The sequence below is a fragment of the Streptomyces sp. NPDC001137 genome, from assembly GCF_040298885.1.
Lineage (GTDB): Bacteria > Actinomycetota > Actinomycetes > Streptomycetales > Streptomycetaceae > Streptomyces.
Genome location: NZ_JBEPBA010000009.1, coordinates 316,370 through 330,239, shown reverse-complemented (window position 1 = coordinate 330,239; position 13,870 = coordinate 316,370). Strand labels below are relative to the sequence as shown.

The window sequence follows — 13,870 nt, the reverse complement described above, 5'->3', positions numbered from 1 at the left end:
GGCGGGAGTATGGTGGAAACGGCGAGTAGTTTCCGTATGCCGGAACTGAGACTGGCCCGCCCCGGGCCGTCGCCTCGTGTTCGGGTCTACCGGCCCACACCCTCCTTCCGCACCACGCCACCCGTCCTCACAGGGCAGCCCGTGAGCCCGGCCGCGCCATCCGCATCCAGGCCGAGGAGTCACGTATGCCGCTCAGTCCAACCACGTCCACGAGGGTCACACCGTCCCGCTGCCCCAGAGCTACGAAAGGGACGTCCCCCTTCCCGGCGCTGTGCCTCCTCGCCCTCTCCCTGCTCTCGTTCTGCGAGAGCGGGCACAACCTCCTCCACGCTGACCCCACCAGCGCCCGCCACGGGGCCGATCGCGGCCAGCTCGCGCCATCGGCCGCCGTCATCCGCCTCCTCAAACACCTCGGCTGGGTGCACGACGACCGTCGGCCGAGTCCGGCCCGCATCGCCGCCCGCCGCGCCTGACATCAACCATTCGCCCATGTACGGCAGTTGGCAGGAGCTCTCATGACCACCGCACTCCAACCCCCGCTTCCTTCCCATCCCCTCCTGCGCCTGCGCCTGGCACCTCACGGCGGCATGCCCCGCGCCATCGATGGAGCGTGGTGGCCCCGTTCGTACGACCTGCTCGCCGAACTCCCCCTACTGCTCGCCGGGTTGCCGCGCGCGTGGGGCCATATCACCAGCGTCACGGTCAACGGGACAACCTGGTCTGCGGTGCCCGGCCGGATGCTCGTCTCCAACCACGTCGTCAGGCTGCACAGGACCCTCACGGCATCCGCCGCGCACACCATCGTCCTGCTCGCGCCCGGTCAGGGGCGCTGGGACCTGACGGTCGTGCCACCGAATACGACCGAGGAGGCCGCGGAACCGCTCATGGCGGCCGGGGCGGCGGGCGGTCAGGCGTGAGAAGCTGTGGAGAAACCTCGAGTTGATCTTGTGGGTCGGGGCGGGGGTCAAGCGCGTGCGGCGAGCGGTCCGGTGCGGACTGCGCTGCCCAGCACGGACAGAGGCCGATGGTGTACGGACCCGTTCGCGGCACAGATCATCTCCGGCGCCTTCGACAGCACGTTCATCCCGGCCTCAGCACCGGACTGGGCACGACGGCCGCCTCGGCTGACGGCGTCAAGTCTTCGGCGCTACCCGGTCCGTACCGGTGTCGATGAGGATCTGTCTGCGTGATCGACGCCCAGAGCGTCAAGACCTCCACCTCCATGCCCGCAAGGACGCAAGGGATCGACGCGGGGAAGAAGATCGTGGGCCGCAAGCGCAGCATCATCACCGACACCCTCGGCCTGCTGCTGGCGGTGCTGGTCACCGCGGCCGGCGTCCAGGACTCCACCGCCGGCCGCACCCTCCTGGAGCAGGCCGCCACCGACCACCCCACCCTGCGCAAGGTCTGGGTCGACGGCGGCTACCGCAAGCACTTCGTCGAGCACGCCGCCGCCCTCGGCATCGACCTCGAAATCGTCCAACGCACCCCCGGGACCAGGGGATTCACCCCATCCCGAAACGCTGGACGGTGGAGCGGACCTATGGCTGGCTCATGCTGCACCGACGCCTGGCGCGCGACTACGAAACCCACCCGCACCGCTCCGAAGCCATGATCCATCTCGCCATGACCGACCTGATGGCCCGCCGCCTCACCGGCGAGACCACCATCTCCTGGCGCGACCCGACATCACCGGATCAAATTCGCATCCCGGGATGAAACAACGGGAGAAAACGACCTCTAAGCTCTGTACGCCATGGGCTCCTGCCAACTCGGCATGAGCCCGCGCTGCCCGAAGCCATGATGCTCCGCGCGACCTGGGCGAGAAGGATGCCGCCCTGGACGGTAGCAAGGAGCAGATTGGCCCCGTCACGTGGCGACGGCGGCTCGTTCGCGGGCTGCGCGAACGGCGGCGGTGAGGCTGGGGAGGTCGTAGGCGCCGTGGTGTCTGCGGCCATTGATGAAGAAGGTGGGAGTGCCGGCCACGCTGCTGAGGTCGGCTGACTCGACGTGTTCGGCGATGCGGGCTGCGCCGGTGTGAGCGCGCATGTCTCGTTCGAAGCGCTCGGTGTCCAGGCCGATAGCGGCCGCGTGGGCGTGCAGGTCTTCGATGCGGAGGGCTTGTTGATGGCTGAGCAGCAGGTCGTGCATGTCCCAGAAGCGGCCCTGGTGTGCGGCGGCTTCGGAGGCTTCGGCGGCGAGTTGGGCGTGGATGTGCACGTCGGTGAGGGGGAGGTGGCGCCATACGTAGCGCAGGTCTCCGAAGTCGGCGAGGAGTTCGCGGACGATGGGTTCGGCCTGCCCGCAGTAGGGGCATTCGTAGTCGCCGTATTCCACGACGGTGACCGCGGCGTGGTGTGGTCCTCGGATGTGATCGTGGTCGGGGTCCACGGGCACGGCCAGGTCGACGATCGTCTCCGCCTTCCCGAGCAGGGCCCGGAGTCGCAGCGCAGGCGGCAGAAGGCCGATCGCCGCGGTGACGAGCCGGGCTGTCAGGTAAGAGCAGACGAGTGTGGCGAGGATGCCGATCTTGGCCTCGTTGAGGCGTGCACCGTGGAAGGCGAGGGTCGCGATGAGCAGGGAAACGGTGAACCCGACCCCGCACAGCGCGCCGCCGGCGGTTGCCGCGCCCCAGCCGACCGGGAGGCGTAGCCGCCCGCGGGAGGCGAGCGTGGTGAGGGCACAGGCCCCGACGATGCCCAGCGGCTTGCCCAGGATGTAGGCGATGAGGATGCCCAGGGTGACGGGCGAGGTGAAGGCTCGTGCCAGTTGGTCGCTGCTGATCTCGATGCCTGCATTGGCGAGGGCGAACAGCGGGACCACCGCGTAGCTGGTCCAGGGGTGGTAGATGCGTTGCAGGCGGTCGTTGGGGGAGATAGCCGAGGCGATTCCGGCGCGGACGGACCGCTCCAGTTCCGGGGTGGGCTGCTCGCGGAACAGCCGGAAAAGGCCGCTGGCGTGTTCCAGGTCGGCGCGCGAGGCGGGGTAGGCGTAGGTGAGCAGTCCCAGGGCGAGACCGACCACGACCGGGTCCACACCCGACTCGAGCAGGGCGACCCAGGCGACGACCCCCAGCAGCGCGTACACGCTGCCGTGGTGTACGCCGAGTCGCCGGGTGAGCAGGACGAGTGCGAGGGTGCCGATGGCCGCGACGAGAGCGGGTACGGCGATGCGGTTGCTGTAGGCGAAGGCGATGACGCCGAGGGAGAGGAAGTCATCGACGACGCTCAGCAGGAGAATGAAGACCCGCAGTCCGGGCGGCATGCCGCGGCCTGCGACAGCCAGCACGCCCAGGGCGAACGCGGTGTCGGTGGACATCGCCGCTCCCCAGCCGTGCTCGCTGCCGTGGCCGGCGTTGACGGCAAGGTAGAGGGCGACGGGCACGATCATGCCGCTGAGTCCCGCGACGAGCGGGAGTGTGAGCCGCTTGCGCTCGCGCAGTTCGCCCATGTCGAACTCGCGGCGTGCCTCCAGACCGACGACGAAGAAGAAGAGCGTCATCAGGCCGCTGTTGACCCACTCACGCAGGCCGAGGGAGATCCCGTACGCCCCGAAGCGGACAGACAGGCGGGTGTGCCAGAACGACGTGTATGCCGAGGGTGCCGCGTTGGCCCACAGGAGTGCGGCGAGCGCCGCGGCGACCAGGACGGCGGCGCCGCCGGTCTCGGTGCGCAAGAAGGTACGCAGCGGGGAACGCGATCCGCTGCTGCACAGCGTCTGCCCGGTGTAAGCCTCTGGGTCAGGGGACATGGGTCAGATTCTCGTTCGAGGCCTGGCGAGCCGGCGTGCGGACGGAAAGCCGGTGCGTCGGCAGTGGGTCGATTCGCAGGCTGGTGGGCTCGTGGGTCATGGCAGCGGCGCCGGCCAAATTCACGGGGGCCTCGTCGGCTGCGTCCAGGCGCTGGAGCACGCGGCCCCGCATGCACCGTACGTCACGCTCCCCGAGCTTGGAGTACGCCGGCGTCGGGAGACGTCCTTGCCGCCCACCTGCCGCCCTACGCCCCCGGCCGCAACCCAGTCGAGGGCATCTGGTCCCTGCGGCAGACGAAGCGCTCTCGGGCTGCGGGTAGCGCTCGGCCCTGGCGGCCGGTGCCTGCCTGGCCCGCGTCTTTGGGGCGGCCGTGAGAATCATTCCGCCTCCTTCTCGGGCCCGATCTTGCGGATCCGCGTGAACGGTTCAGCAATGGCAAGGCCGTCAGAGGAAGCACGACCACTGACAGTAGGCCTGCCGCCACCAGCGCGGCGGCGTTAGCTGGTCGGATCGCCTCCAACTTCAAGCCGATCGTCGTCGCAGCCACGATGAGCGGAACGAGGTGGCCTGCAAGAGTCCGCTGGCCATGACCTCGGCGCGCGAGAGGCCGGCGCTGCGGTAGACCAATGCGGGCACTCCACGAACGAGGAGGAGCGCGGCAAGGAACACCGGTACCCGCAGCGCCGTTCCGGCGTCCGCGAACGGGGCTCCAAGGTCGAACCGGATGCCGCTCGTCACGAAGAAGACCGGGATGAGAAAGCCATAGCCGAGGCCCTCCAGTTTGACGTGGAACTGCGGATGCGTCTGTTCGGAGTCGGGGTCGACCAGCCGTAGCACGGCCCTGCGATGAAGGCACCCAGAACGGCCTCGAATCCGAGATGCAGGGCGACCGCGGATAGACCAACGATCAGAGCCATTGTCAAGCGGACCCGGACTCGAGCGCTCGTGTCCGCGCCAGGTTCATTACCGTCTGGGAGAGCCACATGGAGCGTCCTGCGCGTATTGAGGCCGCCACGATGAGCACCATCAGGCAAGCAAGGCCTAGCAGGAGAAGCAGCCTGGAAGCCGGCCCGATGCATGCTCGGAGAAGAACAGCGACAGCAACACCACAGCGCTGATCTCACCTGCCGAGCCTCCACCGATGGTCAGCTGGCCAACCGGCCGGTCGACCGCGCCGGCGTCCTCGAGGATCGGGACCAGAAGTCCCAGAGACGTGGCCACCAGCGCGGTGCCGAGGAGCAGCGGGCTCCGAACAACCCGGCGATGTGCAGCGTCCAGCCGAGGGCTGCGGCCAGCGCAAGTGTGCCGGCCAGACCAGTGCCGACGAGCCTCGCCCGCGGCCCGCGTAGTTGCTTGAAGTCGATCTCGAGCCCGGCAAGGAACAACAGGAAGCTCAGTCCAGTGATCGACAAGGCCTGAACGGTGGCGTCTGGCTGCACCACGTTCAGCACCGCCGGGCCAAGAACGACGCCAGCCACGATCTCGAGGACCGGGCCCGGGAGAGGGACGCGGGGCACCAGGGCGAGGAGGAAGGGGACGCCGGCGGCTACCGGGAGAACGATGACCAGGTTGTCGTACGACATTGTGACTCCGGCGGCCGGTCGGCGGGGCAAGGTTCTGACCCAGATTGCCTCATCCAACGTGCACGCCACGGTCAGCGGCTTCCGGGCTGCTGGCGACGAAGGCGAGAATACTCACGTTGGGTTACCCTGTCGATACGATGGGTGGTGAGGGTACATGGTCACGCGCGGATTCACGGGACGTCCTCGACGCACGGAAGGCGCGGTCCCGCCGGGGCAGTTCGTCACCAGCGACTTCCCGGTCCTCACGGCGGGCCCGACCCAGCATGTACCGATCCGCGCGTGGGAACTGGTGGTCACCGACGGGACCACGGAGAGAACCTACACGTGGGCATCCCTGCGCGATCTGGGCGTGGTGGACCTGACCACCGACATTCACTGCGTCACGCACTGGTCCAAGCTGGCGACGACCTGGCAGGGTGTTCCGGTGGCGGCCGTGCTGGAGGACGCCGGGGTGGCCGACGAGCCCTTCGCGCTGGTGTCCTCGTACGGCGGCTACACCACGAACGTCCCGGTGGAGGACTTGGTGAACCGCGACGCGATGGTCGCGGTGGGCTACGAGGGCGGTCCGATCCCGGCCGATCACGGCGGGCCGGTCCGGCTGCTGGTGCCGCACCTGTATCTGTGGAAGTCGGCCAAGTGGTTGCGCGGGATCCGGGTGATGCCCGAGGACGAGCTGGGGTTCTGGGAGAACGCCGGCTACCACCACCGCGGTGACCCGTTCCTCGAACAGCGCTACTACGGTGACTGACCGTTCAGCCATGCCACCGCGCGTGCGCCCCGTTCACGGCTGGCGAGCCGCCACTGTGGCCGGTACGGCGCGTGAGAGCGCCTCGGCGCGCAGCATCCGGCTCGCCGTCGCCGGCTGGCCGGGGCATGTCGCCGGCCAGCACATCGACGTCCGGCTCACCGCCGAGGACGGGTACCAGGCCACGCGCAGCTTCTCGCTGTCCTCCGCGCCCGGGGAGGATCCGCAGATCACCGTGGAACGCGTGGACGACGGCGAAGTCTCTCCGTACCTGGTCGACGTCGCCACCGACGGTGATGCCCTGGAGGTCATGGGACCGGTGGGGGGCTATTTCGTGTGGCAGCCCGGCGACGACGTACCGCTGCTCCTGGTCGCGGGCGGCTCCGGCATCGCGCCGATGCGCGCCATCTGGCGGGCCGCCCGCGCTCACGGCACTGAGGTGCGACTGGTGTACTCCGCGCGCACCGCAGACCGGGTCATCTTCGCCGACGAGCTGCGCAGTCCCAACGGGCCGGAGAGCACCATCCACCTGACCCGTCAACGCGCGGCGGGGTTCGAGCACGGCCGGCTGAGAGCCGAGCAGCTGAGCGCGCTGCTTCGTCCGGGTGGTGTTCGCGAGCCGCGGCTGCGGGCTTACGTATGCGGCCCGACCGCCTTCGTCGAGGAAGCCTCCCGCGCACTGATCGGCGCCGGCTTGGACGCCGACTCGTTGAGGACCGAGAGGTTCGGATAGGAGGCCCGCAGTGAACGCAGAGGAAGACCTCCTCTCCGTGCCCCCGGAGGACGGCTATGTGGACGGCAACGCCGTCGCCGGGGCGATGTCCCTGGCTCTGGGCCGGGACGCAACCACGATGGTCCTGGAGTGTGCCGAGTGCGGGGATCGGCACCGCGTCGCCGAGACCAGGGTCTATCTGCGCTGTCCCGGCATGGTGGTGCGCTGTCCGGCGTGCTCGGCGTGCGAGGTGCTGCTCGTCGACCGACCCCGCCGGCTCCAGCTCACCCTGATGTCGATCCGTACCTTGGGGCTGCCGTGACCCCCGCCCCGCCGGGCGAAGACCGCGAGGCGGTGGCCGAGCGGCGTGCTCGGGCGGCCCGGTCGCTGGATGCGCGGACATCGTCGACGCCCTCGGACGAATCCATCGGCAGCACGCACACATTCACGACCTCGTCACTCCGACAACAGGCCGGGTCCTGTTCGGGCCGGCGGTCACGATCTCCTTCTTCCCCTCCTGTTCGGTGATGGTGGACCCCGAGACCCGCACCTTCGGCGCTCTGTTCCAGCAGGCGTGGGGGTCAAATCAGACGATGCCCGGGGCAAGGTGCTGGTACTGGCGAGCAACGGCCACCGCGACGTCCTCATCGGCGGCGGCACCAATCTTTCCCTGCTGGCGCGCTACGGCCTGGCCGGTGTGCTCACCGACGCATGGCTGCGAGACTTCGCCCAGCTGCGGTCTTACCCCTTCGCGGCCTACTGTTCCGCGGAAGCCGTGCGATGGGTCGGTGCTGTGATCACGCCGTACCAGGCGAACGTGCCGATCGTGGTCACGGGGGTGGGAGTGCACCCGGGGCAGTGCGTCTTCGCCGACGACTCTGGCGCGGTGGTGAGCCCGGAACCCGACATCGACGCCGTGCTAGACGGAGCCGTGACGGTGGGCAAGGAGGAGGCCGCGTTCCGTGCCCAGGCCGAGCAGGAGCGCACGAGCGGCGGAGCCGGCATCGAAGGACAGCGGGAACGCTGACACACCAAGGGCAACGAGGGACCGTCACTCCGGCCGAAGCGGGCTCTGCGAGTCAAGTCCGACACCGGGCCGGTCGGCGGTCGTCCAGCTCACTATCGCTGTTGGCCCGTTCCAGGGCGCTCAGGGGCGCACGCGAATGACGGTCTTGCCCTTGCGCCGTTCGGTCGGGTTGAGCGCAGGGACGGCGTCGTCGAGGGTCGCGACGGTTCCGATGTGCGTGCGAAGGCGCCCGTCGCGCACCCGGTCGACGATCTCCACCAGCTGGCTCGGAACGGACTCGACGACGAAGTCGACCGCCAGGCCGTCGACAGGGCGAGCCTCAACAGGCCCGACCACCGACACCAGCGTCCCGCCAGGCCGGATGATTCTCGCCGAGCGCCTTTGGATGTCAGCGCCGATGACATCGAACACCACGTCGACCCCGCCGATGTCGTCGAGATCCTCGGTGGCGAGGTCGAGGAACTCGTTCGCGCCGAAGTCGAGCGCCGCCTGGCGGTCCGCCGCCCGCCCGGTACCGATGACGTAGGCGCCGAACTCCCGGGCGAGCTGCGTGACCACAGACCCGACTGCGCCGGCGGCGCCGTGTGCGAGGACGCTCTGCCCCGCCTGAAGACGACCGTGCTGGAACAGACCTTGCCACGCGGTCAGGCCGGAGATCGGCAGGCTCGCACCCATCGTGAAGTCGACGTTCCCCGGCAGCGGCGCCAGGTTGCGTGCCTCCACGGCCGCGTACTCGGCCAGGGTTCCATCGCGGTGCCAGTCCGTGATCCCGAACACCCGCTGTCCCAGCGAGAGCCCCGTCGTGCCGTAGCCGAGGGAGGTGACCACTCCGGCGAACTCGTGGCCGATGATCGCCTGGGCGCGATCGCGACCGGCGCGATCGACCCACGTCGAGGGCCACTCCCACTCCGCGGGGACGAAGCCCGACGCATGGACTTCAACGACGACGTCGTTGATCGCCGGCGTCGGCTCAGGCCGCTCCGCGAGTGTGATCCCGGCTGCTTCCGCGGCCGGATCCGTCGCGACGATTGCCTTCACTGGTACCTCCGTACATCTCGTGCTCGCCAGCTCTGTGCGCCGCCCAAGCCATGGAGCCGGCTGATCAGCTCACAGAGGAACGGCAACAAGATCCGTCACCACAGACGGACGGACCACTGCAACGCGTCGAGTCCAACGGGAGCTCGACGAGCAGCACACACCCAGGGCAGCAACACCCACCCACGCGCTAGTCTCACGGCGATGTCGTATAGGACATCGGTACGACACGGCTCGTGCGATAGCGACATCAGCCGTAAGACCCAACAGTCGAGGAACGTCCACAACCATTAGGTCGAAGCGGTCCTTCCCCTGACGGCGTGCTCGTAAGTACCTGTTGCAAAGCTAGCTTGTTCCTGCGCCGGCGAGTTGATGAGGATCTTTGAAAGTGGCTCTGCCCGCAGTTCCGTGAATCCCCAGGTCAGCGAAGTGAGCGAGGGATCGTTTCGGCAGAGTATGTCCCGGCATGGCGAGCAAGACGGTCGAGGCTGTGCTGCTTCCCGGGATCGATGTGCGAGTGGAGCGCGTCAGCGACTCCTGCGACGTCCTGGTGGTGGAGGCGGTGTCCACCGCTCGCGCGGGTCGGTGCCCGGACTGCGGAAACAGGCGCGGCGCACGCACAGCTCGTATCAACGCGGTCTGAATGAAAGGCCGTTGGGCTCTCACCGGGTCATAATCCGCCCGCGTGTCCGCCGGTACTTCTGTGACCGGAAGAGCTGTTCCCGCAAGACGTTCGTGGAGCAGGTGCCGGGCCTGTCCGAGCGGCACCGTCGCTCCAGCACCGGGCTGACAGGCTGGCTGCGGTGATCGCGATCGAGCTCGGCGGTCGTCCGGCCGCGCGGTTGTGCCGCCGCCAGCGGCTGGTCGCGGGCCGTACCCGGCTGCTCAGGCTGTTGACGGCACCGACGGTGCCAGACCGTGCGCCGCGGGTGCTGGGGGTGGACGAGTTCGCCTTCCCTAGGGGCTGCACCTACGGCACCGTGCTGGTTGACGTCGAGGCCAGCCTGGTCGTGGACGTACTGCCCGACCGCACCTCGGAGACGAAGCACTCTGGAAACAGGGGCAGGCGTCGCGTCGCCACCTGCGGTCACAAATGCGGGCACCCGGCACGTAATTCTTCAGATGGCGGGTTCGGGAAGCTCTCCCACGTGTACCTTCACGACCTTCACGTGCGTGCAGCCGGCGGCTTTGAGGGCTTGCCGGCGCCGGATGGCGGCCCGCCTGTCGAAGACGCCAGCGGACGCCTGTGCAGCACCGTCGGGATCGGTCCACGTCAAGCCGTAGCGTCGCACTGCGGTCGTCATGAACCCGATCCTTTCCACTCACAGCCGGTCTCGAACACCATACGGACGGCCTGTGGGACATGATCGTCTTCCTGCGGCGAGCCGGCCTGGACCTGGGCCAGGAGGAGGAGATCGCTCCTCACCTCTGATCGAGTGGACCGGCCCGGGCCCGCTGGTCTGGGAGCACTGAGGGGATGCGTGGGAACAGACGCGGGCGATGTGCTGCGGATCAGGTCAGGGGAGCAGAGGGGTGTCGGGGAGGTAGTCGTCGGCGCTCTCACCCGTGACGAGGTAGACCACGCGGCGGGCGATGGAAACGGAGTGGTCGGCGAAGCGTTCGTAGTAGCGGCCGACCAGGGTTACGTCCACGGCCGTCTCCACCCCGTGGTGCCAGCGCTCGTCCATCAGGTGATGGAAGATCATGCGGTGCAGCTCGTCCATCCGGTCGTCGTCCTGCTCCATCTGCAGAGCCGCGTCGACGTCCTGGGTGATGAGCACCTCGGCAGCCTGGGCCATCAGCCGCTGGGCGAGCTGGCCCATCTCCAAAAGCGTGCGGCGCAGATCATCCGGCACCGCGTGCTGGGGATGGCGCCGCTGGGCCACCGTGGCCACATGCTGCGCCAGCACGCCGCAGCGTTCCAGGTCCGCGCTCATCCGCAGTGAGGTGACCACCATCCGCAGGTCCGTGGCGACCGGCTGCTGGCGGGCCAGCACCGCGATCGCCCGCTCCTCCAGGTCCCGCTGGAGCGCTTCCACCTGCTCCTCGGTGGAGGTGACGCTCTGCGCCTGCTGGAGGTCGGCGTCCAACAGGGCGCCGGTGGCCCGGCCCATGGCCGAACCGACCAGGTTCGCCATCTCCACCAGCGCCTGAGTGATCGACTCCAGTTCCTTGTGATACGCCTCGCGCATCCCGTCCTCACCGCCCAGTCCGCGAACCCCGACCTCACCGGCCGCCAGCCTCCCACACCGCTGACCCCGAAGCTGTTTCGCCCACCACGTACAACGAGCCCTGGACCTCGATGACGGCGAACAACCGCGAACCTCTGCGGACCTTCCGCGCAGGTGAGAGCACACCACCCCCAAGGCAGCGCCCCCAAGTTGCTTACGGGACGAAGAGGTCGTGGCTTCACATCCCGTAGTCGTCCGGCACACGGAACACCGGTCCTCGAGCACCCAGCAGTCCGGGGACGCCATGCCACAGGGCCACCCCGTTTGCTCGTCGAGCACGGCGGTCTGCGCCGCTGCATCCGTCATCCCCACGACGGAAGCCCCATCACCAACGCTTCCTCAGCAGCGTCAGCGGCTCCTCTCCAGCCGACAGCGGGGCGGTCTGCAGATCGCGAGCGGTCGCTGTCATTGACGCTCGCCGCCGAGTTCGTCGTAGTGCACGCACAGGGCGAGCAGGACGCGGGCCAGGCGGTGGGCGTAGGCGACGCGAGAGCCCGGCTCGGGGCGCGGCTGAATGTCAGCTTCCTGCGGGCCTCACCGACGCAGGCGAGTGCGCAGTAGGCCTTGACGTTCGAGGGACGCGGGCCGACCGCCTGCTCAACGTCCGTGAGGATCAGCGCGAGGTGGCCGCGCAGAGCGAGCGTCAGGGTGTCGACGTCTGTGGCCGGCGGGAGTGCCCCGGGGCCGCCGTCGGGGCCGAGGAGACGGCGCGCGGTGGCCCGCATCGTTTCGACGTCCGGGGGGTCCTGTGCCAGGGCGCTGAGCGCGGTGTCGTGCGTGGTGCTGGTCATGCGCCCGCTCCTCGGTGGAGTGCGTCGCAGGCGCTGGGCGACGTCGGGGCGGACGCGGCCGAGTTCGACGAGCCGCACCCGTGCGGTGGCCTGCGGGGCTACGCCGAGGGACTGTGTCCCGCCCTCGGCCGGGCGACGCATAGGGTCCCGCTTCCTGACGCCCTCACCTGTGATTCGGAGCCGTCACAAGGACGGATGGGTGCGGATGCGACCTGTACCCACCTCACCCCCTACTCGTCAGGGACTTGTTCTGCGCCACCTGCCCACCGGCGCCACCATCACCCTCAAGCCGGCAGCAGGACAACAGGGGCGGGCGTCCTGCTCATCCTGCCACTGGAGGAATGTGCGGCCGTTCATCCGCTGGCGGAAGCACGGAAACGGTCGCGCCGGGTATGCGTGGGCCCCAGACTCGCCAGGGTGAGCGAATGGGTGACGGCAGTGATCGGTCTGCTGGGTGCCGCAGTTGGTACCGGTGCGGCCATCTGGGGTGCGCAGAGGCAAGCGAAAGCGAGCGCAGACGTGGTCGCCGTGCAGATGCGCCGGGAAGACGAACGCTGGATGCGCGACCAGCGGCAGGCGGCATACCACGCGATGCTTCAGGCCGAAGGAGCCGTTGACGATGCCGCACTAGCCCTGCGGACACTGCTGACTGCCGACCATCAAGTGCCGCCTGAGCAACGGGAGATAACACATGCGGCTACCCGAGGCGCCTACGCTGCGTTGACGCTCATTCAACTGTGCGGGCCGCAGACAGTACGCGAAGCGGCCCGCAGGCTGCGGAATACCGGCGACAACCTGCTCGAATTTCATCTGCGCTCCGCGGGGCGGCCCGAAGGGGGCCCCGCGCTCACGTTGCTGGCGCGGGGGCATGCGTTGAGGGATTTCCAGCAAGCAGCGACGGAAGCTCTCGGATACGACTCGCTGGACTGAATAGACGGGACCCCCGGTCAGCGGTCACGCAAAACGGTTCAGGCCCCTCCAGCGCGGCTGGCCCTGTCGCGGCGATCTCCTCCACGCGGCCGGCCGGCCGCCACCGGCCTCCCTATCGGCCCAGCAGCAGGTGCGGCGTCATGGGAGTACGACTGTCTGGCGGCATCGGACCGCTGCGGGTGTCAGTGCCCGTATTCGGGGCGGCCAGCGGATTCGCAGGGCTGTGCGTCTTCTCAGTGAAGCTGCTGGTCTGGCTGCTCTGGTGGGAGCTCGTCCTGTGCTGGTACGTACTCCTCGGCTGCTACTGGCTGCTGAGAGCCGTGTACTGGGACGGCCCGCGCACCGCGTGGCGCAGGTGGCAGCGTCGGCAAACTCAACAAGGTGCCGTCGGCGGCAGTGCATAGCCGCCGTGTCTGTTCACTACCATCCCGATCCCGTATGCCGCGGCGCCCAGCATTCCGTCACTCGGCCGGTTGCGGTCCCATCCTGGCGGCCATCCGTGCGGACTCCTCCGGGGACACCAGCCGTACCATGCTGCGGAACGCGCCCTTGACCTCGAAGAAGCACGAGAACTTGCCGTACGGGCCGATTCCCCGGCACTCGTACAGGCCCGCCCCGGGCAGCGGCCACCCGTAGGGCTGGTCACGGCCGCGGTTGAGGAAGGTGCGCGCGTATTCGTACTGCTCGTTCGTGCCGCGGATCCGGGCGACCCAGCCGCCCAGGGCCTCGCAGACAAGCCGCTGCGGCGTGATCGACACTCCTGGGAACACCGCAGCCGGATGCGCCGCCGCGAGGTTGACGGGGACGTCCAGTGCGGCCGTTGAGGCGGCCTTCTGTTCCGGGGTGGCGTGCCGCTCGCAGACCTGCGGGTGCGGGCCGAGGCCGTACCAGACCATGAGCGGATTCCGGCAGCGCGTACCCCGGGTCGTAGTCGTCGTGCACTGGCTCACGCTGGCCCCCCGGCCGGTCACATTGGAGCCGGACCCCATCGAGAGGCCCGGCGGTCCCGAACACCCTCTACGGCGGGACGTCGGCAGCGTAACCGGCCTGGACACGGTGGTCACC

Annotated in this window: 17 protein-coding genes and 2 pseudogenes; 10 read left to right on the top strand and 9 right to left on the bottom strand. The window is 68.8% G+C overall.

The features are described 5' to 3' along the window. Window positions 1–185 precede the first annotated feature (185 nt). The 4 genes and pseudogenes from ABT254_RS20775 to ABT254_RS20760 form a co-directional block, all read left to right on the top strand. Complete coding sequence (locus ABT254_RS20775) at window positions 186–473, top strand: hypothetical protein (RefSeq protein WP_502972003.1); 288 nt, start codon at window positions 186–188, stop codon at window positions 471–473. A 42-nt stretch (window positions 474–515) separates the two neighbouring features. After that, complete coding sequence (locus ABT254_RS20770; RefSeq protein ID WP_351471910.1) at window positions 516–917, top strand: DUF5994 family protein; 402 nt, start codon at window positions 516–518, stop codon at window positions 915–917. Between the two features lie 305 nt (window positions 918–1,222). Then, a pseudogene (locus ABT254_RS20765) lies at window positions 1,223–1,408 on the top strand (transposase); the annotation flags it as partial. After that, window positions 1,408–1,572 (top strand): annotated as a pseudogene (locus ABT254_RS20760) (hypothetical protein); the annotation flags it as partial. The pseudogenes ABT254_RS20765 and ABT254_RS20760, both read left to right, overlap by 1 nt. Before the next feature lie 297 nt (window positions 1,573–1,869). Here the strand turns inward: ABT254_RS20760 and nhaA are convergent. The 4 genes from nhaA to ABT254_RS20740 all read right to left on the bottom strand — a co-directional run bounded on the left by nhaA (window position 1,870) and on the right by ABT254_RS20740 (window position 5,334). After that, on the bottom strand, window positions 1,870–3,750 hold the full coding sequence (nhaA, locus tag ABT254_RS20755; RefSeq protein WP_351471908.1) for a Na+/H+ antiporter NhaA: 1,881 nt from the start codon (window positions 3,748–3,750) through the stop codon (window positions 1,870–1,872). A 523-nt stretch (window positions 3,751–4,273) separates the two neighbouring features. Then, the gene (locus ABT254_RS20750; RefSeq protein WP_351471905.1) at window positions 4,274–4,588 is read right to left on the bottom strand and encodes a cation:proton antiporter domain-containing protein; all 315 of its coding nucleotides are present in this window, start codon (window positions 4,586–4,588) and stop codon (window positions 4,274–4,276) included. 204 nt (window positions 4,589–4,792) lie between these two features. Next, a complete protein-coding gene (locus ABT254_RS20745; protein ID WP_351471902.1) occupies window positions 4,793–4,972 on the bottom strand; it encodes a hypothetical protein in 180 nt (59 codons plus the stop codon). Next, window positions 4,897–5,334: a cation:proton antiporter domain-containing protein gene (locus ABT254_RS20740; protein WP_351471899.1), complete on the bottom strand. Its 438-nt coding sequence runs from the start codon at window positions 5,332–5,334 to the stop codon at window positions 4,897–4,899. Before ABT254_RS20740 ends, ABT254_RS20745 begins: the two co-directional genes overlap by 76 nt. A gap of 154 nt (window positions 5,335–5,488) precedes the next feature. Here ABT254_RS20740 and ABT254_RS20735 point away from each other — a divergent pair, with 154 nt between their 5' ends. The 4 genes from ABT254_RS20735 to ABT254_RS20720 all read left to right on the top strand — a co-directional run bounded on the left by ABT254_RS20735 (window position 5,489) and on the right by ABT254_RS20720 (window position 7,818). Continuing rightward, window positions 5,489–6,082 (top strand): molybdopterin-dependent oxidoreductase, encoded by a 594-nt coding sequence (locus ABT254_RS20735; protein WP_351471896.1) that lies wholly within the window; start codon window positions 5,489–5,491, stop codon window positions 6,080–6,082. 10 nt (window positions 6,083–6,092) lie between these two features. Then, window positions 6,093–6,812, top strand: a complete 720-nt coding sequence (locus ABT254_RS20730) for an FAD-binding oxidoreductase (RefSeq protein ID WP_351471893.1) — start codon at window positions 6,093–6,095, stop codon at window positions 6,810–6,812. Between the two features lie 10 nt (window positions 6,813–6,822). After that, window positions 6,823–7,113 (top strand): DUF6510 family protein, encoded by a 291-nt coding sequence (locus tag ABT254_RS20725; protein ID WP_351471890.1) that lies wholly within the window; start codon window positions 6,823–6,825, stop codon window positions 7,111–7,113. A gap of 252 nt (window positions 7,114–7,365) precedes the next feature. Continuing rightward, window positions 7,366–7,818 (top strand): RraA family protein, encoded by a 453-nt coding sequence (locus tag ABT254_RS20720; protein ID WP_351471887.1) that lies wholly within the window; start codon window positions 7,366–7,368, stop codon window positions 7,816–7,818. Window positions 7,819–7,938: 120 nt separating this feature from the next. Here the strand turns inward: ABT254_RS20720 and ABT254_RS20715 are convergent, their stop codons facing one another. From ABT254_RS20715 to ABT254_RS20700, 4 genes are all read right to left on the bottom strand, one after another. Next, complete coding sequence (locus tag ABT254_RS20715; protein ID WP_351471884.1) at window positions 7,939–8,856, bottom strand: NADP-dependent oxidoreductase; 918 nt, start codon at window positions 8,854–8,856, stop codon at window positions 7,939–7,941. 1,115 nt (window positions 8,857–9,971) lie between these two features. Beyond that, complete coding sequence (locus ABT254_RS20710; protein WP_351471881.1) at window positions 9,972–10,157, bottom strand: DUF8636 domain-containing protein; 186 nt, start codon at window positions 10,155–10,157, stop codon at window positions 9,972–9,974. Between the two features lie 213 nt (window positions 10,158–10,370). Continuing rightward, a complete protein-coding gene (phoU, locus tag ABT254_RS20705; RefSeq protein WP_351471879.1) occupies window positions 10,371–11,045 on the bottom strand; it encodes a phosphate signaling complex protein PhoU in 675 nt (224 codons plus the stop codon). A gap of 341 nt (window positions 11,046–11,386) precedes the next feature. Further along, complete coding sequence (locus tag ABT254_RS20700) at window positions 11,387–11,875, bottom strand: DUF6415 family natural product biosynthesis protein (RefSeq protein WP_351471876.1); 489 nt, start codon at window positions 11,873–11,875, stop codon at window positions 11,387–11,389. A gap of 417 nt (window positions 11,876–12,292) precedes the next feature. On the opposite strand from ABT254_RS20700, the gene ABT254_RS20695 reads away from it, so the two are divergent. Both ABT254_RS20695 and ABT254_RS20690 read left to right on the top strand, forming a co-directional pair. Beyond that, window positions 12,293–12,805: a hypothetical protein gene (locus ABT254_RS20695; RefSeq protein ID WP_351471873.1), complete on the top strand. Its 513-nt coding sequence runs from the start codon at window positions 12,293–12,295 to the stop codon at window positions 12,803–12,805. 140 nt (window positions 12,806–12,945) lie between these two features. Next, window positions 12,946–13,209: a hypothetical protein gene (locus ABT254_RS20690; protein ID WP_351471870.1), complete on the top strand. Its 264-nt coding sequence runs from the start codon at window positions 12,946–12,948 to the stop codon at window positions 13,207–13,209. Window positions 13,210–13,266: 57 nt separating this feature from the next. Here ABT254_RS20690 and ABT254_RS20685 read toward each other — a convergent pair whose 3' ends face one another. Next, the gene (locus ABT254_RS20685) at window positions 13,267–13,755 is read right to left on the bottom strand and encodes a hypothetical protein (RefSeq protein ID WP_351471867.1); all 489 of its coding nucleotides are present in this window, start codon (window positions 13,753–13,755) and stop codon (window positions 13,267–13,269) included. Window positions 13,756–13,870 lie beyond the last annotated feature (115 nt).